We start from the raw sequence: 24,348 nt of genomic DNA on the forward strand, positions 1-24,348 counted from the left end.
TTCGGCCAGTGCACATCGAGATCGAAAATCACTGCGCACCAGGCGAAGTGATTCGCACCATAAAATACTCACCCGTAACCTAGGAGACCGTAACTTACGGTACCGTAGGTTCATGGCGATATCGGACATCAAGGAATACGCGCACCTGACGGACGCCGACGTCGAGGCCATCGGCCGCGACCTGGATGCGATCCGCCGAGACATCGAGAAATCCCGCGGTGCACGCGACGCCCGGTACCTCCGCAACACCATCCGGCTGCAACGCGGCCTGGAACTCGGCGGCCGCGCGGTGCTCTTCGGCTCCCGCACGCGCACGCTGTGGGCACTGGGCACCGGGATGCTCTCGTTATCGAAGATCATCGAGAACATGGAGCTCGGGCACAACGTCATGCACGGGCAGTGGGACTGGATGAACGACCCCGAAGTGCACTCCGTGAACTGGGAATGGGACAACGCCGATCCGTCGGCACACTGGAAGATCACCCACAACTACGCGCACCACAAATACACCAACGTCCTCGGCATGGACGACGACGTAGGATTCGGCCTGCTCCGCGTCACCCGGGACCAGCGCTGGAAGCCGTTCTACCTCGGCAACCTCGCCTACAACGCGATCCTCGCGGCGCTGTTCCAATACGGCCTCGCCATCCAATTGCTCGAGCTGGGCAAAGTGACCCGCGGCCGGGACGACCGCGACCTCACCAAGAAGCGCGGCAAGGAAGTGCTCGCCAAACTCGGCAGGCAGACCCTCAAGGACTATGTCGTGTACCCGGCACTGACCGGCACGGCATGGAAGTCCACCACCAAGGCGAACGCGACCGCCAACCTCGTCCGCAACCTGTGGACCAACGCCGTGATCTTCTGCGGCCACTTCCCCGACGGCGCCGAGAAATTCACCAAGACCGACGTCGACAACGAGACGCACCCCCAGTGGTACCTGCGGCAGATGCTCGGCTCCGCGAACATCTCGGGCGGCCCCGTCATGGACTTCATGACCGGCAACCTGAGCTATCAGATCGAGCACCATCTCTTCCCGGACCTGCCGTCCAACCGCTACCACGAGATCTCGGTCCGCGTGAAGCAGCTGTGCGACAAGTACGACCTGCCGTACACGACCGGCCCACTCGCAGTGCAGTACTGGAAATCATGGCGCACCATCGCGAAACTCTCACTCCCCGACAAGTACCTCACCGACACCCGCGACGCCGCACCCGAAACCGCCTCCGAAGCCGGGTTCGGCGGTCCCCCCGCCACCGACCCACTCACCGGCCGCCGCATCGGCCTGGCCACGACGATCAAGACAACACGCACACGCGGACCCGTCCGCCGACTCCTCGGAATGCGCTGACCAACAACTATTCCGGGGATGCTGCGGACAACGCTCGGTTAATCGTCACGGAGCTGTCGATCAGCCGAACAGTTCCGCTCCTTCCGGGATGGGCAGCGGTGAGAATGGTCCGATGCCGTCGCCCAGATTCACTGGCTACCAGCCCCGACTGAGGGAGACGGGCGCGGTTCCCCTCGTCAATACGCGTCAATGGACTCCGCCCACCAACGACCACCCGACCTGACACCAGGCGGTTCGGCTTGTGGTTGCGCCTCCGAAAGGTTCCCCGCGAGCAGATCGCCCAGCGAGATAGCCAGGAGTCGTAGCACCCGAGACTTCGTCGCCCTGCTGGTCGAACCGGCCGCAATCAGCAGCTGGGGGGTTGCGGCGTGTTTTCGTGCGTCACTCACCACGTCTGTCGTGAGCGGTGACAGCAGATCGCGAGGCCCGGGAGCGGGGCACCGGTGTCGGCGGCCGTCCACCACACCCGGGCTGGTGTGATCTTATCCTTCGATAAGACCGGGGAGGCCGACTACGAAGGTGGGGGTGCATGCCGTCGCCCCCGCTCATCCGGGGTCGGCGTCGACGAACTCGTGTCCGAGCCGGGCCCTACGATCCGCGCGGGCGCGGTCCCCTCCGCCCGGCCCGCCCGGCACCGCAGAAACCTGCCCTTCCGGCATAACGACATCGTCGGATACAGCGGTGTGGACAATTTCTGCCCACTCCGGTGTGGGTGCTCGGCATACTGTGGCAGTGGTGTCCGAGGCGAGGTGGGTGAGCCGCAAGGGCGGCAGGTGGAGCTGTGGACAGTGATGAGCTCCTCGGCTCGACTGCACCCCCACAGGGCGGAAGTTTCCGGTTCTACCTCGACGGCCAGCGCTGGGAATGGTCGGATCCCGTTGCCCGGATGCACGGCTACCAACCGGGCGAGATCACCCCCACCACCGAACTCCTGCTCTCGCACAAGCATCCAGACGACCAAGCTCAGGTCGCTGCACTCTTCGACAAGATGATCCATGCCGGTGCGCCGTTCAGCAGCAAGCATCGCATCATCGACACCGACCGCCGCATCCACCACGTCATCGTGGTCGGCGATCGGATGCTCGACGAGAATGACAACGTGATCGGGACGTCCGGGTACTACATCGACGTCACCGAAACGTTGGAGACCGACCCTCGCGAATTCAACGCGGCGCTCACCGAGGCCGTCGCCGAACTCGAACAGTCGCGGGCGGTGATCGAGCAGGCGAAGGGTGCGCTCATGCTCGTCTACGGCATCACCTCCGAACGGGCCTTCGGCATCCTCACCTGGCGCTCACAGCAGACCAACACCAAACTCCGCGTCCTCGCCCAACGCTTCGTCGACGTCCTCACCGCCGAGACGGCACTGCCCGCGTCGTCTCGCGCCCGGTTCGACCACCTACTCCTCACCGCCCACGAGCACCCCGACACACGGCCGGAGGCGCAGGACTAAAATTGGCGGTCCCACCCGCGGAGAACTCAGCCCTCGCAGCCCGGGGCGAGATCACCCGCAGCCGGGAACTCCGGCGTCGGAACCCGCCTCCCCGACCCGGCATATCTCGCTATGCGGGGTGATGACGTCGGTCTATGTGGTGATGACGTCGGGTGGGTCGGGAAGATCGACATCGAGAAGAAAGTCGAGCCAGATGAGGGCGTCGGCCAGAGTCTCCGCCCGCATGGTGATGTCGAATTGCTGCTCGGCGGCGGTGAGCGACCGCACCTCGTTCGCGAGATCCCCGCCGAGTAGAGCCGACACCGTCCGCAGGACCCAACGCCCCGATTCCGGCAAGTCGTCGACATCGGCGTATCCCCCATCGATGAAACGGAGATCGAGAATGAATCTCTCGCCCCGACCCGCCGGGCCTAGGCGCGCGATGATCACGTCGACGATCGCATCGACCACCCACGCGAGCACCTCGCCGTATTCCGACCGGCCGTCGGTGGGGTGCGCGGCGCACACCCGGGATACCTCGCACGAGAACCGGGCGGCGTCACGGTCACCGGCCAGTTGCACCAGCCGGCCCGAGAGCTGCGGCCGGCGAGCTGGTGGGCGGCCTGCGTTTGATCCCATACTCGGGGAGTGCCCGACCCTGGGCACCACGACACTGCCCAATTGGCGCTCGCGGGCCGACACCTACCCGGCCGAACTTCCGCAGGCGTCATTCGACAGCATCACCACCTTTTGGACCCGCTACCTGAGGGGAGCCGATCGGGGCTCAGCGAATGAGCCGCCCGCGGCACCGCATGGTCGACCCCGACCAGGGTCTTGCCGCCACGTCCCACGGTAGGCGCAGCGGCCGTGCGCGGCGTCGCCCTCGATCGGCTGCCCTCGCACCTCAAGCCGCCAGACGTCACCGCTCCACCACTGCATGTCTCCCCGCGCGCCAACCACAGGAAAACGACGCGAATCTTGCCCCGATGCGCGGGCGTCAGATGGGCCGCACGTTCTGGGTCTGCGGATCCCTCTGCCCCTGGCCAACCCATATTCGACGTGCTGGCCACGAAACAGTCCGGTTCGGCGCGGGGTTATACCAGGGTTGGGTTGGTTGACGTTGAATGAACCCGCATGACGACTGTGGCCGCAGAGGATCTCGGTGCAGCCAAAGATCAGGCACCTCGACGATCGCAATGAGAACAGTGCGCGGCGGCCAACCCGATGGGAGCAGCGATGTTCGAAAAATTCACCGACCCTGCACGCCGCGTCCTCATCCTGGCCACCGACGAAGCCCAGACCCGCAACTGCGACCATGTCGGGACCGAGCACATCCTGATCGGCCTGATCACCGAAGGTGACGGGGTCGCAGCGAAAACACTGGAATCGATCGGCATCTCTGCCGACGTTATCGGCAACCGGCTACCCGACATGGGCCACCACCAGCCGCACCGGCCTGGGCACATCCCGTTCACCCCGCGCGCCGAGAAGGTACTCGAACAGAGCCTGCGCGAAACCTCCCTGCTCGGCCACGACCACATCGACACCGAACACCTCCTGCTAGCCCTCCTCCACGACAGCGAAGCAACCGGCGCTCGGCTACTCGTCGAGAACGGATCGATGGACGTCGACCAACTGCGCCAGCACATCCTTCGGCGCACCGCCGCGTCCCAGCGGGCACCGGAGACGGTAGGACCGACGAATCTCACCAGCATCAGGTTGACCGACACCGAACACACGTCGTGCGCAGTCGCGGCCGCCAAGGCCGGCCAACGCATCGATGTATGGATGCGAGAGAAGGTCCTCGACGCCGCACGGGAACACCCCACCGACACCGAATAGAACGAGACGTCACCCTCTCGACAGTGGCGGGTGCACCCGCGGCCAGCGCTTTGTCAGTAGGAACCGAGAAACGTTGTGCGGTCTGCACACTAAGCTCACTCTTTACGAAATTGGGACGCCCGAAATACCGGCTGGGACGTCCGACTTCATCTGCACTGCCCGACGATGGTGGTGGCGCGGATTTCGGCATGATCGCCGAACGCACCGACTCCGGCGCTTCCTGGCCGCCGGTGTCGCCACCGTCGTGACCATCGACCACATCGCGGCGGAATCAGGCACGCGGCGCGGTACCGCCTCGCCCCCACGCTGGCGAGAGCGCTCGTCGACCCGGTTCCACCTCGATTCCACTTCGTCGGTTGGGACACCACTCCCGCGCAGCCCGGAAGGGGTATGCGGGCAGCGCAGAAGCGGCTGCTGTCGATGGCCACTCCGCGACGGAGGGTGTTTTGAGATGTGATGTACCGGGTGCATAAAACCGACCACTTGCTCTGTGCACCACTGCCGACTGGGCGATCTTGCTTCCACGGACTTTCGTGACTTAAGGTGGAGTGCGCGCATCGCGCGGCGTGTCGGGGTCTGGGCGGATTGCGTTGATAGACAGGCTAATTAGCCCTTCTAAGGATTGATCATGTCCACCAGACCCAGCCTATCGACGGTACAAATATCCTGTTGCTCCTCAACGGGCTCGTCAGCAGGAATGCACGAGCGGGCATCGCCGGCACTAATGCGCGGATAGTCGGTTTTCCGCAGGTAGCGGAGCCTCCCGACTGGGCCGACGCGTCGAGAGGTCTTGGTGGCAATCATCCGCACCGCCGGGACGGGCGGACTTCACGGCATGGCGCCTCATTCCACAACGTCGGCCGTATCGCCTCCAGTCGGTGAATCACACGAGCTCCCCGTGCTGGAGGAGGGCGCCACAGGGTGCACGCTCAGACGAATTCTCCTGCAACAAGTTCGAGGGACCTCATCAAGTCGTTGCACCGGCGAGAGACAACGCAGTGTCGCATCCCTCACGCGCCGAGAGCCGGGCGAACGATGTTTACCAAGACGTTGTTGATCGACAATTACGATTCCTTCACATACAACCTCTACAGCTTTCTCAGCGACGTCAACGGGTGCCCGCCGACGGTGGTGCGCAACGACGTGGACTGGTGTGCGATCGACCTGGCCGAGTTCGACAACATCGTGATCTCTCCGGGGCCCGGTCGTCCCGCAATCGAACGCGACTTCGGCATCAGCTCGCGGGCCATTCTCCAGGGTGGGCTTCCCACACTAGGAGTGTGCCTCGGTCACCAGGGTTTATGCCAACTGTTCGGTGCGCATGTCGTCTTGGCTCCAGAGCCGAGGCACGGTCGCAACTCAGAGATATTTCACGACCAGAGGGAATTGTTCGCGGGTCTCCCCTCGCCTCTGTCGGTCGTTCGGTACCACTCTCTCGCCGTCGAAGATCTCCCCGCTGAGCTGGAGGCGACTGCGTGGACATCCGACGGGGTTCTTATGGGGGTAAGGCACCGTCTGCGCCCACTGTGGGGGTTGCAATTTCATCCGGAGTCGGTCTGCACCGATCATGGACATGAACTCCTCGCCAACTTCCGCGACCTCACCCCGACCCACCGGAAGGGATCCGTCCCGAAGCCACGACGTCGGCGGCGGACCCTATCTCCATACGTGGTCGAAACACGACGGATAGATCGGCGAGTCGACCCACAGATGGTGTATGAGCGCCTGTTCGCAGACAGCCCCGACAGTTTTTGGCTCGATGGCAGCTCCGCCGTGGAATCGGACGCCCGCTTCACCATCATGGGTGACGCATCTGGTCCACGCGCCGAGTACGTTACCTACGACGTAACGGACGGCACCGTCCTAGTGCACCGTTCCGGCGTTCCGGCCGACAAACGACGCGTGCGATTCTTCGACTACCTCGACGAACAGTTGCGGATCCGCGCGGTGCCGCGATCACCTGACCTGCCGTTCTCGTTCAATCTGGGCTACGTGGGCTACCTGGGCTACGAGTTGAAAGCCGAAGCCGACGGCAGTGCACAACACTCCGCGGACACACCCGATGCGGCCCTGGTATTCGCCGACCGCGCAGTCGTGATCGACCATGTCGACGGCAGCTGCTACCTACTGGCGCTCAGCGAGCAGGCACACGAACCCGGAACCCGCGACTGGATGCGCCGTACGGCGCGGGTAATCAACCGGATGCCCGTCACGACCGACGATGCGCTTCCCGCCCGGCCGCTCATCAGGTCGGCGGCAGACCCGCGCATGACGCTGCGCCACAACCGTGAAACCTACCTCAACAAGATCCGCACCTGTTTGGAGAACATTCGGGTCGGCGAAACGTACGAAGTGTGCTTGACGAACCACGCCCAGATCGATGTCGATATAGACCCCGTCGAAACCTTTGCCTACCTCCGATCCATCACGCCAGTGCCGTACGCAGCACTCCTGAGGTTCGAGGCGGCGGACATACTCAGCGCCTCCCCCGAGAGGTTTCTGCGCGTGGGCGCCGACCGGGTCGTGGAGTCCAAACCGATCAAGGGCACCCGACCGCGGGGTGCAACCGCTGCCACGGACGACGCGCTCCGCCAGGACCTTCTGACGAGCGAAAAGGATCGGGCCGAGAACCTCATGATCGTCGACCTCGTGCGCAACGATCTTTCACGGGTCTGCACTCCCGGTTCGGTGCACGTACCGCGATTGTTCGACGTCGAAACCTACGCACCGGTCCATCAGCTCGTGTCGACGGTTCGGGGGACGCTGCGCAGTGACGCGACTGCGGTCGAGTGTGTGCGTGCCTGCTTCCCGGGTGGCTCGATGACCGGAGCACCGAAGCTCCGCACCATGGAAATCATCGATCGGCTGGAGGAGGGGCCGCGAGGGGTGTACTCGGGCGCCCTCGGCTGGCTGTCGATCAACGGCACCGCCGACCTCAGCATCGTCATCCGAACCATGGTGTCCCGGCGCGGGACAGTGAGCTTCGGGATCGGGGGCGCCATCGTCGCGTTGTCCGACCCCGACGAAGAGTTCATCGAGACCCTGGTCAAGGCGGCCGCCATGCGCAGGGCCCTCACGATCAGCGCCGGCAGATCGCCCGCCCTCGCCCACCACGTTGGTCCGCCGACCTCGAGTGACACCATCGATCGAGCCGGGCGACTCTCGCGGGCCGAAGTGGGCGGTGTAGAGGTATGGGTCCGCCCCGGTATGCCGGCGCCCCAGGCAAATGCCGAACTTGTACTTGCCGAGGCCCTCGCCGATATTTCACGTATCACGGCTCCAGTGGTCGTGGACCTGTGCACCGGTTCCGGAGCAATCGCCCTGGCGATCGCGCATGCCCGAGCCGATGCCGGTGTACACGCCGTGGATGTGGATCCGGCAGCCCTGAACGTGGCGCGACGCAACATCGAACGTCAGATCCGCCTCGGTGGGAGCCCGATCGTGCTTCACGAAGCCGCCGTCACCGCGCCCAATCTGTTGTCCGGCCTGGACGGAACGGCAGATCTGGTCCTCGCACGTCCACCGTGCATTCCCGACGACAACGAATTTCCCTTGCAGCGCAGCGAGTACCACCGAGGGGCCTTGGTCGGTGGTACAGAGGGGTTGAAGCTCGCCCGGCAAACCATTGTTGCGGCGGCACGGCTCCTGCACGCGGGCGGCAACCTCGTCGTCGAGCACCGTCCCGACCGCTACACGACAGTGCTCGCACTACTCGACGAGAACAAGTGCTTCGCCAACGTGGCAACATATTTCGACCACGCCGGAGGAGCGATCTACACCACCTGCGCGCGGACCTCGATGCCGCCCCAACACACCGAGGTCGGGCCCGAGCCCAACCCCTGCACGCATCCTGGCGCAAAGAGCAGATCGGAGAACAGTCGTGGACGCCGTCCCGCCACGGGTTCCAGGAGTTGAAAAGCGCTCGGGGAACCGTCTTCCGTCGAAGGCGTGCCGTTTGTCTGCCGCGCAAAAGGGCATCTGGTTCGCCCAGCAACTGGCCGGCGAGCTCCCGATCACGATCGCGCAGTACGTCGAAGTCTTCGGCGAGTTGGATATCGATTTACTCGAGGCGACCAGTCGCGTCGCCGCCAGGGAGTTCGGTTCGGGGTTCTTACGCCTGGTCGATCACGACGGTGAGCTGTATCAACTGGTCGACGATTCTTCCGACGACGGGCTCCGGCGAATCGACTTTCGCGCGGAGAACGACCCGAGGGTCGCCGCGCAGCAGTGGATGCGCCGGGAGTTCAGCACCCCGATAGACCTCCTCCGGGATGCGCTCGCAGTCTCGGCCATTCTCCGGATCGGTGACCGGCACCACTACTGGTACTCACGCATTCACCACATCGCGCTCGACGGCTACGGCGCCATGAATCTGGTGCAGCGTATTGCCGAGTTGTATTCGGCCGCAGTTGCCGGTGTCGACGCCCCGCCGCTCCGCGTGCTGGACCTCGCGCAGATCGTTGAACTCGATGCTGCCTACCGGAACTCGGATCGCTTCGAAGAGGATCGGCGGTACTGGGCGGAACGGACCATGGGACTGCCGGAGCCTGCGAGCCTGGCCGGGCGGTCGGCGCCCGTCAAGGCGCATCCGCGAGTGGCCAGCGCGGCCTTGTCACACGACGTAGCCTCAATGCTCGAGTCGGTCGTCGCGAAGCACAACTCGAGTGCGGCGCCGGTCTTGGTCGCTGCTCTTGCCGGCTACCTGTGCCGGATGACAGGCAGATCGGACATCGTACTCAGTCTGCCGGTTTCGGCCCGAACGACCGCACCGCTGCGACGCTCAGGTGGGATGGTGGCCAATGTCGTACCGCTACAACTCGAGGTGGGCCCGGACGTGACGATCGGGACACTGATCAAGTCCGCCCAGCTCGAGTTGACCGGGGCGCTGCGACGGCAGCGGTACCGGCGCGAGGACATCTGCCGCGATCTCGGCAGGGACATCAGCCGAATTCGCTCGTTTGGTCCGACTCTCAACATCATGCCGGCCGACCGTGAGATCCGGCTGGGCCCCCACTTGGGCCGACTACATGTGTTGACCTCCGGGCTCGTCGACGATCTTTTCGTCAACATCTACCCGAGCGTGGGGGGCACCACGACGCACATCGACTTCCAGGCCAACCCGAGCCTGTACGACGGCGACGTTCTCGATCGTCATCACCACCGCTTGTTGTCCTTTCTCGAACGCTTCCTTTCTGCCGATGTGGGGTGTCGGGTCGGTGACCTCGACATCCTCGACGCCGACGAACGACGACGAAACCTGCTCGACCGCACCGGCGGCCCCGAACACCCCGCCACGACACTGCCCCAACTGCTCACCACCGCCGCCACACACGACCGCACCACACCCGCGGTGCTATACGAAGACCACCACCTGTCCTACCAACAACTCGACACCGCATCCTCCCAGCTGGCACGGATCCTCATCGCCGAAGGCATCGGCACCGAAGACACCGTCGCCATCGCACTGCCCCGCTCCCCCGACGCGGTCCTCGCAGTCTGGGCGACCACCAAAACCGGCGCCGCGTTCCTCCCGATCGACCCGAACTACCCGAAAGACCGCATCACCCACATGCTCTCGGACTCCCGAGCCGCACTCGGATTGACCGCCACCCCACACGCCACAACCCTGCCCGGACCACTGCCGTGGCTCGTCATCGACACCCCCGACTTCGAAACCCGATGCAACACCATGGATTCAGGTCCGATCACCGACGACGACCGACTCCGACCCCTGCACACCACCAACACCGCCTACCTGCTCTACACCTCCGGCTCCACCGGCACCCCCAAAGGCGTCGCCGTCACCCACCAAGGGCTGGCCAACCTTGCCGCCGAACAACGCGAACGATTCACCACCACCCCCGACTCCCGCACCCTGGCCGTGGCATCACCGAGCTTCGACGCCTCGGTCTTCGAACTGCTCCTCGCCGCCGGATCCAGCGCCACCATGGTCATCGCCCCACCCACCGTCTTCGGCGGCGACGAACTCACCCAACTCCTCCACCACAACCACGTCACCCACGCCGTGATCACACCGGCCGCACTGGCCACGATGGACCCCACCCACCTCCACACCCTGCACACCGTCCTCTCGGCCGGCGAGGCCTGCACCCCCGACCTGCTCACCCGCTGGGCCACAAACACCGACACCTCCCGCACCCACGCCCCCCGCCGCTTCTTCAACGGCTACGGCCCCACCGAGACGACCGTGATGAGCAACTGCAGCGGACCACTGCCACCCGGCGGCCCGGTCACCATCGGCGGCCCGATCCGCGGCACCCACGCCTACGTCCTCGACGACCGACTCCGCCCCGTCCCCACCGGCGTGACCGCAGAACTGCACCTGGCCGGGATCCAACTCGCCCGCGGATACCAGAACCAGCCCGCACACACCGCCGAACACTTCGTCGCCAACCCCTACGGCCCACCCGGCCAACGCATGTACCGCACCGGCGACCTCGTCCGCTGGCACCCCGACGGCACCCTCGAATTCCTCGGCCGCCGCGACCTCCAAGTCAAAATCCGCGGCCACCGCATCGAACTCGGCGAAATCGAAGCCACCCTCACCACCCACCCCGACATCACCCACGCCGCGGTGACGGTACACAAAGGCCCAGCCACCGAACAACTGGTGGCCTACGTCGTGCCCACCCCAGGCGCCCACGTCGCCCCTGAGACGCTCGCCGCGACGGTCGGTGCGCGCCTGCCCGATTTTATGGTGCCGTCGGTGTTCGTGACCCTCGACCGGATGCCAGTGAGCGTGAACGGCAAGATCGACCGACGAGCACTACCCGCACCAGCGCCGTTGAAGCGGCGGTTCCGGCCGCCGGTCACCCCCATCGAGCAGACGATCGCCGAGGTCTTCGCCGACGTCCTCGGCGTCGACCGCGTCGGGGTTGACGAGTCGTTCTTCGCTCTAGGTGGCGACAGCATCGTTGCGATTCAGTTGGTGTCGCGCGCGAAGGCCCGCGGCGTGATGTTTTCCTCGCGCGATGTATTCGAGCGCAGGACTGTTGGCGGCTTGGCTGAAGTCGCGCAGCGTCCCGAGGATTCCGGCCCGCCGGTGGTGCTCGAGGAGTTGCCGGGCGGCGGCGCCGGGTGGATGCCGCTGACCCCGGTCGCGCGGGCGCTGATTGAGCGCGGTGGTGGCTTCGGTCGACTCTCGCAACACTTGTTGGTGGAGCTGCCGCCTGGAATTGACCGCGGTGGGTTGGTGGCGACGGTCGAGGCCGTGCTCGCTCACCACAACATTTTCCGCTCGCGACTTGTTCGCGACGACCGCGGGTGGGGTCTCGTAGCCGGTGGGTCGGATGCCGTCGATGTGGATGGCCTTGTTCGTCGGGTGGAGGTCTCCGCCGATCTCTACGAGGAATCCGCGGTGGCGTTGGCGTCGGCGCATTTGGATGCGGCGTTGGAGCGGTTGGCGCCGACGAAGGGTGTGATGGTGCAGTTGGTGTGGCTCGATTTCCGGTCGGGAGTCAGCGCCGCGCAGCGGCCGGGCTGGTTGCTGATCGTCGCGCACCACCTGGTGATCGACGGGGTGTCGTGGCGGATAATCCTGCCGGACTTGGCCTCCGCGTGGGCGCAGGTGTCCGCTGGGCGTACTCCGGTGTTGGATCCCGTCGGAACGTCGATGCGTCGGTGGGCGCATGCGTTGGTCGAGGAGGCGTCGACCCCGGCTCGGGTGGCGGAGTTGCCGATGTGGCAGGCGCTGTTGCAGGCATCGGACCCGGTATTGGGCCTCCGCCCGTTCAACGCGGCTGTCGATGTTGGATCCACCCTCGACCGTGTCGAGGTGAATGTACCGGCGCCGGTGACGGCGTCATTGCTGGCGACGTTGCCGACACTGTTCCACTGCGGCGTCGAGGATGGACTGCTGGCGGCATTGGCGTTGGCCGTCTGCCGGTGGCGGCGCTCGCGAAAGGTCGTCGAATCCTCGATGCTGATCCAACTCGAGGGGCACGGCCGTCAGGAGCAGATTGCCGCGGGAGCGGATCTGTCTCGGACGGTGGGATGGTTCACCAGTGTGTTTCCGCTGCGTCTGGATATCGGGGACGCTGACCTCGACGGGGCCTTCGCCGGTGGCGCCGCGGCCGGCGTGGTGGTCAAGTCGATCAAGGAGCAGCTGAGGTCGCTGCCAGACAGGGGAATCGGCTACGGGCTCCTGCGCTACCTGAATCGGGAGACTGCCGAGCAGTTGCGGCTGCTGCCTGTCGGCCAAATCAGTTTCAACTACCTCGGCCGGGTGTCTCCCGGTGGCGTACCGAACGACGGGCTGGGGGCCGAGTGGTCACCGTGTTGCCGTCTCGGCGACATCGCCGCTCCGAGAGATGCCGACATGCCAGCGAGCGGGGTTGTCGACATCGATGCGATCGTCACCGACGGCGGCGGGGGTCCGGTGCTGGGCGCCGCGTTCACGTTCCCGACGGGTGCAATCGGGCGGTCCGATGTGCAGGACTTGGCGGAACAATGGTGTGCGGCGCTCGCCGCGCTCGCCACCCATGCGCAGTCCCCCGACGCCGGTGGGCTGACACCGTCGGATCTGCCGTTGATCACCGCGCGTCAATTGGACATCGACCGCTGGGAAGCGGCGTATCCGTCGGTCACGGACGTGTGGCCCTTGACACCGCTGCAGTCGGGTCTGTTGTTCCATGCGCTGTTGGCCGCGTCGTCGGTGGACGTGTATTCGATGCAGGTCGTATTCACCCTCACAGGTCGGGTGGACGCCACGCGGTTGCACGCGGCGGCGCAGGCGGTACTGGATCGGCATCCGAATCTGCGGGTGGCGTTCGTCGGGGGAGCTGACGGCATACCAGTGCAGCTGGTGCTCGATACGTTGCCGGTGCCGTGGCGCGAGGTCGATCTTCGCGGAGTCGACGACGCCGCTCGCCCGGACGCGTTGACCCGGCTGCTGGCCGAGGACCAGGCCAGGCATTTCGACATGACCGCACCACCGTTGATCCGGTTCACGCTGGTCACGGTAGCCGAGGACCGGTACGAGCTGGTCGTCGCCAACCACCACATCCTGCTCGACGGGTGGTCGATGCCACTGCTGATGGCGGACATGCTCGCGCTCTATGCCGCCGGCGACGGGGCGCCGGCGTTACCTCCGGCTCATCCGTATCGCAGGTATCTGGAGTGGCGCGCCGAACAGGACGAGGCGGCGGCGCGGCGGGCGTGGGCGGCGGCGCTCGAGGGTGTCGAGGGCCCAACTCTGCTCGCCCCGGCCGACCCGGGCCGAGAGCTCTCCTCGCGGGCGGGTGAAGTAGTTGCCGATCTCGGTGACCAACGGACACGCGCCCTATCCGAGTTGGCTGCCCGGCTCGATGTCACCGTCAGCACGGTGATGCAGGCGGCCTGGGGAATTTTGATGATGCGGATGACCGGCCGCGACGATGCGGTCTTCGGCGGCACCGTGTCAGGACGGCCACCTCACCTCGCGGGCGTGGAATCGATGATCGGGCTGTTCATCAACACGGTGCCGGTTCGGGTGCGGGCGGATCCGGACGAGTCGATCACCCGACTGCTGAGGCGGATGCACGGTGAACAGGCCGACCTGCTCGACCACCACTATCTGGGGCTCACGGAGATTCAGCAGTCGGCCGGGATAGCAGACGTCCTGTTCGACACGCTGACGGTGTTCGAGTCGTACCCGGTCGAGAGGGCCGCGCTAGTCGAACAGGCCGGCGCGATCGAGGGCATGACGCTGGCTGGTGTCAGCGCCAACGACAACACCCACTACCCCCTCGCCCTGGGAATCACCGTTGACACCCAGATCCGCCTCAGCCTGAAGTACCTCCGCGATCTGTTCGACGAACCATATGTCGAGGCCCTACTGGACCGATACCTGCGTGTTCTCGAAGCCATGATGGCCGATGTGGGGAGTCGGGTCGGTGACCTCGACATCCTCGACGCCGACGAACGACGGAACCTGCTCGACCGCACCGGCGGCCCCGAACACCCCGCCACGACACTGCCCCAACTGCTCACCACCGCCGCCACACACGACCGCACCACACCCGCGGTGCTATACGAAGACCACCACCTGTCCTACCAACAACTCGACACCGCATCCTCCCAGCTGGCACGGATCCTCATCGCCGAAGGCATCGGCACCGAAGACACCGTCGCCATCGCACTGCCCCGCTCCCCCGACGCGGTCCTCGCAGTCTGGGCGACCACCAAAACCGGCGCCGCGTTCCTCCCGATCGACCCGAACTACCCGAAAGACCGCATCACCCACATGCTCTCGGACTCCCGAGCCGCACTCGGATTGACCGCCACCCCACACGCCACAACCCTGCCCGGACCACTGCCGTGGCTCGTCATCGACACCCCCGACTTCGAAACCCGATGCAACACCATGGATTCAGGTCCGATCACCGACGACGACCGACTCCGACCCCTGCACACCACCAACACCGCCTACCTGCTCTACACCTCCGGCTCCACCGGCACCCCCAAAGGCGTCGCCGTCACCCACCAAGGGCTGGCCAACCTTGCCGCCGAACAACGCGAACGATTCACCACCACCCCCGACTCCCGCACCCTGGCCGTGGCATCACCGAGCTTCGACGCCTCGGTCTTCGAACTGCTCCTCGCCGCCGGATCCAGCGCCACCATGGTCATCGCCCCACCCACCGTCTTCGGCGGCGACGAACTCACCCAACTCCTCCACCACAACCACGTCACCCACGCCGTGATCACACCGGCCGCACTGGCCACGATGGACCCCACCCACCTCCACACCCTGCACACCGTCCTCTCGGCCGGCGAGGCCTGCACCCCCGACCTGCTCACCCGCTGGGCCACAAACACCGACACCTCCCGCACCCACGCCCCCCGCCGCTTCTTCAACGGCTACGGCCCCACCGAGACGACCGTGATGAGCAACTGCAGCGGACCACTGCCACCCGGCGGCCCGGTCACCATCGGCGGCCCGATCCGCGGCACCCACGCCTACGTCCTCGACGACCGACTCCGCCCCGTCCCCACCGGCGTGACCGCAGAACTGCACCTGGCCGGGATCCAACTCGCCCGCGGATACCAGAACCAGCCCGCACACACCGCCGAACACTTCGTCGCCAACCCCTACGGCCCACCCGGCCAACGCATGTACCGCACCGGCGACCTCGTCCGCTGGCACCCCGACGGCACCCTCGAATTCCTCGGCCGCCGCGACCTCCAAGTCAAAATCCGCGGCCACCGCATCGAACTCGGCGAAATCGAAGCCACCCTCACCACCCACCCCGACATCACCCACGCCGCGGTGACGGTACACAAAGGCCCAGCCACCGAACAACTGGTGGCCTACGTCGTGCCCACCCCAGGCGCCCACGTCGCCCCCACCGCCATCCACACCTTCGCCGCCGAACACCTCCCCGACTACATGCTGCCCAACCCCATCACCATCCTCGACGCACTACCCCTGACCACCAACGGCAAGATCGACCGCCGCGCACTCCCCGCACCCGTACTACCAACACCCCAGTACCGGCCACCGACCACCGCCGTGGAAGGAATCGTCGCCGGCATCTTCGCCGACGTCCTCGGCCACGAGCGGGTCGGACTCGACGACGACTTCTTCACCCTCGGCGGCAACTCGCTGCTTGCGACGCAAGCGGTGTCGCGGCTGGGTGTGACGTTGGATGTGCGGGTGCCGATGCGGGTGTTGTTCGAGGCATCGTCGGTGCAGGCACTGTCGAAGTGGCTCGAGTCCCGGACGGCTACAAGCGCACGCGCACCGCTGCTGCCGCGGACCCGGCCCGAACACATCCCGCTATCGTATGCACAGCAACGGATCTGGTTCCTCAACCGATTCGACCCACACTCACCGGTCTACAACATCCCATTCGCCCTGCGCCTGTCGGGAACCATGGACACGGCCGCACTGCTGGCAGCGATCGCAGACGTCGTGGACCGACATGAGACCCTGCGGACGATCTACCCCGAATCCGACACCGGCCCGCACCAAGTGGTTGTCCCGGCGGCGGAGGTCAGCGGCGGATTCGTCACCGCCGCCGTGACCGAGAACGAACTCGCCGCGCGGCTGACCGCGATGGCCTCGGCCGAGTTCGATGTCACAGAATCGGTGCCGGTGCGGGCCGCCGTGTTCGAGACGGCCGACGATGAGCATGTGCTCGCCGTGGTGCTGCACCACATCTGCGCCGACGGCTCCTCGATCGCCCCGCTGGCCCGGGATCTCGTGGCCGCCTACACGGCCCGCACTGGCGGACACCCGCCCTCGTGGCCACCGCTGGCGGTCCAGTACGCCGACTACACCCTGTGGCAACGCGAACTCCTCGGGTCCGAGGACGACCCCGATTCGTCGATCGCACAGCAGCTGACCTACTGGCGCACGACTTTGGATGGTCTACCGGAACAGCTCGAGCTGCCCGGGAACAGAACACGGCCTGCCGTCACCCGCCGTGGACGAACACACACGTTCACCATCGACGCACGCACCCACGGCGCGGCAGCCGCACTAGCACGACAGCACACCGCGACCGTGTTCATGGTGCTGCACACCGCGTTCGCGGTGTTCCTGGCCCGGATATCGGGCACCGGCGATATCGTGATCGGCACCCCTGTCGCCGGCCGCGGCGACCCAGCCCTCGACGACCTGGTCGGCATGTTCGTCAACACACTGGTGCTGCGAACCCCGGTCGACGGCGCCAGCAACTTCACCGACCTGCTCTCGACGGTCCGGGAAGCCGACCTGGCCGCGTTCGAGCACGCCGACGTGCCGTTCGAACGGGTGGTACAGGCACTCAACCCGGCACGATCGACCACCCGACACCCACTGTTCCAGGTGATGCTCGTCCTCCAGAACCAGGAGCACCCGAAACTGGAATTGGCTGGGCTGAACGCCCGTATCGAGGACATCGACCACGCCGCCACCCAGTTCGACCTCACGCTGACGGTAAGTGAACGCGTAGATCGGGATGGTGCCGCTTGCGGTCTGACCGCCGCGCTGACTTACGCGCAGGACCTGTTCGACGAGGACACCGTCCGCGGCTTCGCCGACCGGTTCACTCGCCTCCTCGACGCTGCGGTCGCCGATCCCGACAGCCCGGTCGGCGACATCGACCTCCTCGACCCCACCGAAAAACAGCTGATCCTCGCGGACTGGAACCACACCGATCATGCTCCAACCACCGACACACTGGTGTCGATATTCGGTGCGCAGGCCGCCCGCACACCCGACGCGCCCGCGGTGGTGGATGGGGACCGGTGCCTGTCCTATGCCGAGTTCAGCGCACGCGTCAACCGTCTCGCCCGACGCTTGATCACCCAGGGTGTGGGCCCGGAAACCATCGTGGCAGTGCGGATGCGCCGCTCCCTCGACTTCGTCGTCGGAGTCTATGCGACCCTCACCGCCGGTGGGGCTTACCTACCCATCGACCCCGACCACCCAGCCGAGCGCACCCACTTCATTCTCGCAGTGGCACAACCAACCTGCATGCTGACCACCACCCACGACGACCACATCGATCTGCCGGACCCGGTACCGGTCCTCCACACCGACACCATCGATCTGTCACGGATGTCCGCGGCGCCGGTGACCGACGCCGACCGCCGCGCACCACTGCGCCCACAGAACACGGCATACGTGATGTTCACCTCGGGATCGACCGGCCGCCCGAAGGGAGTGACCGTGGCCCACACCGCAATCGCCAACGAGGTGCAGTGGGTTGCGTCAGATTACGGCTTCGGTGACCGTCTTTTGCAGAGCAACGCGGTGACCTTCGACGCGTCGACCCCCGACCTCTTCGCTCCGCTGCAGGTCGGCGGATGCGTGGTGTTGGCAGGGCCCGACGGCCAACGCGACCCCGACTACCTCGCCGAACTCATTCACACCCAGGCGATTACCCACATGTCCTCGGTACCGACCGTACTGACCGCCCTGATGGCCAGCCGACCACCCGACGTTCTCCGCAGTGTGCGGGTGATCTACCTCGGCGGTGAAACACTGTCCGGGCGCACGGTGACGCGATTGACCCAGTCCGGTCCGGCAACGGTATGGAACCAGTACGGGCCCACCGAAACCACCGTCAGCGTCATCTGTCACCGCTGCACCCAGCCCGAAGAGTCAGTGGTACCCATCGGCACACCCCAGACCAACTGCCACGCCTACGTGTTGGACCGCCGCTTGCATCCGGTGCCGATAGGGGTGGTGGGCGAGTTGTATGTGGCTGGGGTGCAGCTGGCGCGGGGTTATCACGGCGCGCCCGGACTGACCGCCGAACACTTCGTCGCCAACCCCTACGGCCCACCCCGCGAACGCATGTACCGCACCGGCGACCTCGTCCGCTGGCACCCCGACGGCAACCTCGAATTCCTCGGCCGCCGCGACCTCCAAGTCAAAATCCGCGGCCACCGCATCGAACTCGGCGAAATCGAAGCAACTCTGGCGGCTGATCCCGACGTCACCCAGGCTGCCGCCGCGGTGCACCACGATCACCACACCGGGGACCGGTTGGTCGGCTACGTCGTCTCCCGTGACGGCGCCCACCTCGACCCGGCTCGTGTCCGCGCGATGGTCGCGGACCGCCTCCCCGACTACATGGTGCCCTCGCCGATAACCGTCGTCGATCGGTTGCCGTTGACGGCGAGTGGGAAGGTGGATCGGCGGGCGTTGCCGGTACCGGTGTTGCCGGCGCCACAATACCGGGCGCCGATGACGGTGGTGGAGGGTGTCGTTGCCGGGGTGTTCGCCAATGTCCTCGGCCGCGAACGGGTCGGACTCGACGACGACTTCTTCACCCTCGGCGGCAACTCGCTGCTTGCGACGCAAGCGGTGTCGCGGCTGGGTGTGACGTTGGATGTGCGGGTGCCGATGCGGGTGTTGTTCGAGGCGTCGTCGGTGCAGGCACTGTCGAAGTGGCTCGAGTCCCGGACGGCTACAAGCGCACGCGCACCGCTGCTGCCGCGGACCCGGCCCGAACACATACCGCTATCGTATGCACAGCAACGGATCTGGTTCCTCAACCGATTCGACCCACACTCACCGGTCTACAACATCCCATTCGCCCTGCGCCTGTCGGGAACCATGGACGCGGCCGGGCTGAGCGCGGCTCTCGGCGACGTCGTGGACCGACATGAGACCCTGCGGACGATCTACCCCGAATCCGACACCGGCCCGCACCAAGTGGTTGTCCCGGCGGCAGAGGTCAGCGGCGGATTCGTCACCGCCGCCGTGACCGAGAACGAACTCGCCGCGCGGCTGACCGCGATGGCCTCGGCCGAGTTCGATGTCACAGAATCGGTGCCGGTGCGGGCCGCCGTGTTCGAGACAGCCGACGATCAGCATGTGCTCGCCGTGGTGCTGCACCACATCTGCGCCGACGGCTCCTCGATCGCCCCGCTGGCCCGGGATCTCATGGCCGCCTACACGGCCCGCACAGGCGGACACCCGCCCTCGTGGCCACCGCTAGCGGTTCAGTACGCCGACTACACCCTGTGGCAACGCGAACTCCTCGGGTCCGACGACGACCCGAACTCGGTGCTCGCACAGCAGCTGACCTACTGGCGTTCCACACTCACCGGGCTACCGGATCAGCTCGAATTGCCGCGTGACCGCACCCAGCCCATGGTGTCGCACCGTGGACGGACACACGCGTTTACACTCGGCGCAGAGACCCACCTCTCGCTCATTGAGATCGCACGAGAACACTCCGCGACGTTGTTCATGGTGCTGCACACCGCATTCGCGGTGTTCCTGGCCCGGATGTCGGGCACCGGCGATGTCGCGATCGGCACCCCTGTCGCCGGCCGCGGCGACCCAGCCCTCGACGACCTGGTCGGCATGTTCGTCAACACACTAGTGCTGCGAACCCCGGTCGACGGCGCCAGCAACTTCACCACGCTGCTCTCGACGGTCCGGGAAACCGACCTGGCCGCGTTCGAGCACGCCGACGTGCCGTTCGAACGGGTGGTACAGGCCCTCAACCCGGCACGATCGACCACCCGACACCCACTGTTCCAGGTGATGCTCGTCCTCCAGAACCAGGAGCACCCGAAACTGGAATTGGCCGGGCTGAACGCCCGTATCGAGGACATCGACCACGCCGCCACCCAGTTCGACCTGACCCTCACCATCAGCGAACGTTATTATGACAAGGGCGCACCCACCGGGCTGAACGCAGCGTTCACCTACACAGCCGACCTGTTCGACGAGGACACCGTCCGCGGGTTCGCCGACCGGTTCACTCGCCTCCTCGACGCTGCGGTCGCCGATCCCGACAGCCCGGTCGGCGACATCGATCTCCTCGACCCCACCGAAAAACAGCTGATCCTCGCGGACTGGAACCACACCGATCATGCTCCAACCACCGACACACTGGTGTCGATATTCGGTGCGCAGGCCGCCCGCACACCCGACGCGCCCGCGGTGGTGGATGGGGACCGGTGCCTGTCCTATGCCGAGTTCAACGCACGCGTCAACCGTCTCGCCCGACACCTGATCACAGAAGGAGTAGGCCCGGAAACCATCGTGGCACTGCGGATGCGCCGCTCCCTCGACTTCGTCGTCGGAGTCTACGCTACCCTCACCGCCGGTGGAGCATATCTACCCATCGACCCCGACCACCCAGCCGAACGCACCCACTTCATTCTCGCAGTGGCACAACCAACCTGCATGCTGACCACCACCCACGACGACCACATCGATCTGCCGGACCCGGTACCGGTCCTCCACACCGACACCATCGATCTGTCACGGATGTCCGCGGCGCCGGTGACCGACGCCGACCGCCGCGCACCACTGCGCCCACAGAACACGGCATACGTGATGTTCACCTCGGGATCGACCGGCCGCCCGAAGGGAGTGACCGTGGCCCACACCGCAATCACCAATCAGGTTCGGTGGGTGGTGGAGGCGTTCGATCACCGCGCCGGTGACCGCCTCCTGCAGAGCAACGCGGTGACCTTCGACGCCTCCACCCCCGACCTCTTCGCACCGCTGCAGGTCGGCGGATGCGTGGTGTTGGCAGGGCCCGACGGCCAACGCGACCCCGACTACCTGGCCAAACTCATCCGGGCTCAGAAGGTCACCCACATGGCGTCCGTGCCAACAGTGCTAACCAGTCTGATGGCGAGCCGGTCGTCGGACGCTCTCGGTGGGCTGAAGGTGGTCTACCTCGGCGGTGAAATGCTGTCCGGGCAGACGGTCGCGCAGTTGGCGCAGTTCGGTCCGGCGACGGTGTGGAACCAGTACGGGCCCACCGAAACCACCGTCAGCGTCATCTGCCATCGCTGCACCCAGCCCGAAGAGTCAGTGGTACCCATCGGCACACCCCAGACCAACTGCCACGCCTACGTACTGGACCACCGCTTACATCCGGTACCGATCGGCGTGACCGGAGAACTGCACCTGGCCGGGATCCAACTCGCCCGGGGATATCACGGCCGACCCGCCCTGACCGCCGAACGCTTCGTCGCCAACCCCTACGGCCCACCCGGCCAACGCATGTACCGCACCGGCGACCTCGTCCGCTGGCACCCCGACGGCACCCTCGAATTCCTCGGCCGCCGCGACCTCCAAGTCAAAATCCGCGGCCACCGCATCGAACTCGGCGAAATCGAAGCCACCCTCACCACCCACCCCGACATCACCCACGCCGCGGTGACGGTACACAAAGGCCCAGCCACCGAACAACTGGTGGCCTACGTCGTGCCCACCCCAGGCGCCCACGTCGCCCCCACCGCCATCCACACCTTCGCCGCCGAACACCTCCCCGACTACATGCTGCCCAACCCCATCACCATCCTCGACGCACTACCCCTGACCACCAACGGCAAGATCGACCGCCGCGCACTCCCCGCACCCGTACTACCAACACCCCAGTACCGGCCACCGACCACCGCCGTGGAAGGAATCGTCGCCGGCATCTTCGCCGACGTCCTCGGCCACGAGCGGGTCGGACTCGACGACGACTTCTTCACCCTCGGCGGCAACTCGCTGCTCGCCACCCGGGTCAGTGCGCGGCTGCGAGAGGCTCTCGGCGTCGAGATCCAAGTTACGTGGCTCTTTGCTGACTCCACGGTGGAGTCGATCGCCAGTAAAGTCGAGGCAGTCTCCGACGATTCGACACATCTTGCACCGACCGGACCTTCGGCGTTCGACGTCCTGTTGCCGATCAGATCAACCGGGAATTCAGACCCTATCTTTTGCATACACCCAGCCAGCGGATTAGCTTGGTGTTACGCAGGTTTGGCTCCACATATCCAACCGGGACGGCGAATGTACGGGCTCCAGTCCCCCGAACTTGTCGAAGATGACCCGCATCCCCGGTCGATCGAGCAGCTGGTGGAGCAGTACGTCCGGGAGATCCAGGCCGTGCAACCACACGGCCCATATCACCTACTCGGCTGGTCATTGGGCGGAGTCATCGCCCACGCCGTAGGCACACGGTTTCGCCATCTGGGGCAAAGGGTCTCACTGCTAGCGATGCTGGACAGCCGGTTACGCGAAGCGGAATCGGCTGCGGCCCCAGAATTCACCGTAAGAGACATTCTGGTCGAGCTATCCGATCTGATTGGATTCGATGCCGAAGACTTCGATGCCGCGGGAGCACCCATGTCGCCTGAACACGCGACCGAACTGATCCACATGCGGACTGGAGCATTCGAGTTTCTCCAGTCATCACATGTGAAGCGGATCGTCGCATCATTCAATGACGCGCCACGGCTGGTCGCCAATTATCAACCCCCCGCGTTCGACGGAGACGTGGTCTATTTCGCCGCCGCTGCAGCCGACGGCATGACCGAAGAGCTTGCCGACAGCTGCTGGAAGCCATACATATCCGGTTCCCTCAAGTACTATCCCATCGATGCCACGCACATTCACATGACCACGCCGCGAGCTTTGGCGGACATTGCACGAGTTCTCAACACCTATCTCGGCGACGGAGCCAGTTAGTTGCGACTCGACATCGGCCAGCGCCAGCTCCGCCGGGTTGGTTAGCGCCCCCATCAGGAGCGGCAGATGATCAGGCGCACCAGGATCAGGGAATCCACCACTATCTGATCAGGTCCGGGACGGCTGGCGCCGACTTGTCCGCGATCGTCGTGCGCTTGCTGCGGCGCAGGTGCCGGCCCACGACGTGGTGGATTCGCATCAGCCGGGCCACCCGCTTGCGGTTGATCCTGCGTCCGCAGGACCGGAGTTCGGCATGCGGGCGGGAGCGCCGTACGCGCTGCGCTGCTCGGTATGGATGGCGCGGCTCTCGGCGACCGTCGTGGCCTCGTCGGCCTGGCGCTCGACCCGGGCCGGCTCAGTAGCCAGGTGCTTGTAGGGACCCGAGCGGGAGATCCCGAGCGCCCGGCACAGCCGCTGCACGTGTCGCGCGTTTTTGTGGTCGACGATCGCGTCCTGCCCCTGACGGTCGGAACACTCGCGGTCCGGTGCGCAGAGATCGGGAACCCCGAGCCGTGCGCCGATCTGCGCCCAGGACGCGCCCTGTGTCAGGGCGGCAGTCACCGCCCGGGCGAGGAGTTCCTCGCCCGGCTCCCCGGGCGGGGCGAGTTGAGTGCGAGCGTCTCGGTGCTGCCGCCGCCGATCCTGATGGTGGACTGGCGCCATCTTCGGGACTGTATCGATTCACGGGCCGGTAAGTGACGACGTTCGCCCGCGGAGACGCCGGAGCCCGAGCGGCCTCACGTGAAGGACGTTTCTTTTCGAAACCTGCGCGCCGCTCCCGCGCACGGAGGTAAGCGATGAGCA

At 65.8% G+C, this 24,348-nt stretch carries 6 protein-coding genes and 1 pseudogene; 5 read left to right on the top strand and 2 right to left on the bottom strand.

Annotated features, from left to right (window positions below):
• The first annotated feature begins 112 nt into the window (after positions 1–112).
• Complete coding sequence (locus JWS14_RS00555) at positions 113–1,348, top strand: fatty acid desaturase family protein (protein ID WP_206012253.1); 1,236 nt, start codon at positions 113–115, stop codon at positions 1,346–1,348.
• Positions 1,349–2,129: 781 nt separating this feature from the next.
• Positions 2,130–2,801 carry a PAS and ANTAR domain-containing protein gene (locus JWS14_RS00560; protein ID WP_095864235.1) on the top strand — a complete coding sequence of 224 codons (672 nt, stop codon included), beginning with the start codon at positions 2,130–2,132 and terminating at the stop codon, positions 2,799–2,801.
• A 132-nt stretch (positions 2,802–2,933) separates the two neighbouring features.
• Here JWS14_RS00560 and JWS14_RS00565 read toward each other — a convergent pair whose 3' ends face one another.
• Entirely contained in the window at positions 2,934–3,419 is a 486-nt protein-coding gene (locus JWS14_RS00565; RefSeq protein WP_095864234.1) for a hypothetical protein, read from the bottom strand.
• A gap of 597 nt (positions 3,420–4,016) precedes the next feature.
• Here JWS14_RS00565 and JWS14_RS00570 point away from each other — a divergent pair.
• The 3 genes from JWS14_RS00570 (at position 4,017) to JWS14_RS00580 (ending at position 23,544) form a co-directional block, all read left to right on the top strand.
• Positions 4,017–4,622 carry a Clp protease N-terminal domain-containing protein gene (locus JWS14_RS00570; protein WP_206012254.1) on the top strand — a complete coding sequence of 202 codons (606 nt, stop codon included), beginning with the start codon at positions 4,017–4,019 and terminating at the stop codon, positions 4,620–4,622.
• Positions 4,623–5,657: 1,035 nt separating this feature from the next.
• The gene (pabB, locus tag JWS14_RS00575) at positions 5,658–8,537 is read left to right on the top strand and encodes an aminodeoxychorismate synthase component I (protein ID WP_206012255.1); all 2,880 of its coding nucleotides are present in this window, start codon (positions 5,658–5,660) and stop codon (positions 8,535–8,537) included.
• A 40-nt stretch (positions 8,538–8,577) separates the two neighbouring features.
• On the top strand, positions 8,578–23,544 hold the full coding sequence (locus JWS14_RS00580; RefSeq protein ID WP_206012256.1) for a non-ribosomal peptide synthetase: 14,967 nt from the start codon (positions 8,578–8,580) through the stop codon (positions 23,542–23,544).
• Between the two features lie 106 nt (positions 23,545–23,650).
• Here the strand turns inward: JWS14_RS00580 and JWS14_RS51660 are convergent.
• Positions 23,651–24,166, bottom strand: a pseudogene (locus JWS14_RS51660) (IS3 family transposase); the annotation flags it as partial.
• Between the last annotated feature and the right edge of the window lie 182 nt (positions 24,167–24,348).

The organism is Rhodococcus koreensis (assembly GCF_017068375.1).
GTDB lineage: Bacteria > Actinomycetota > Actinomycetes > Mycobacteriales > Mycobacteriaceae > Rhodococcus_F > Rhodococcus_F koreensis.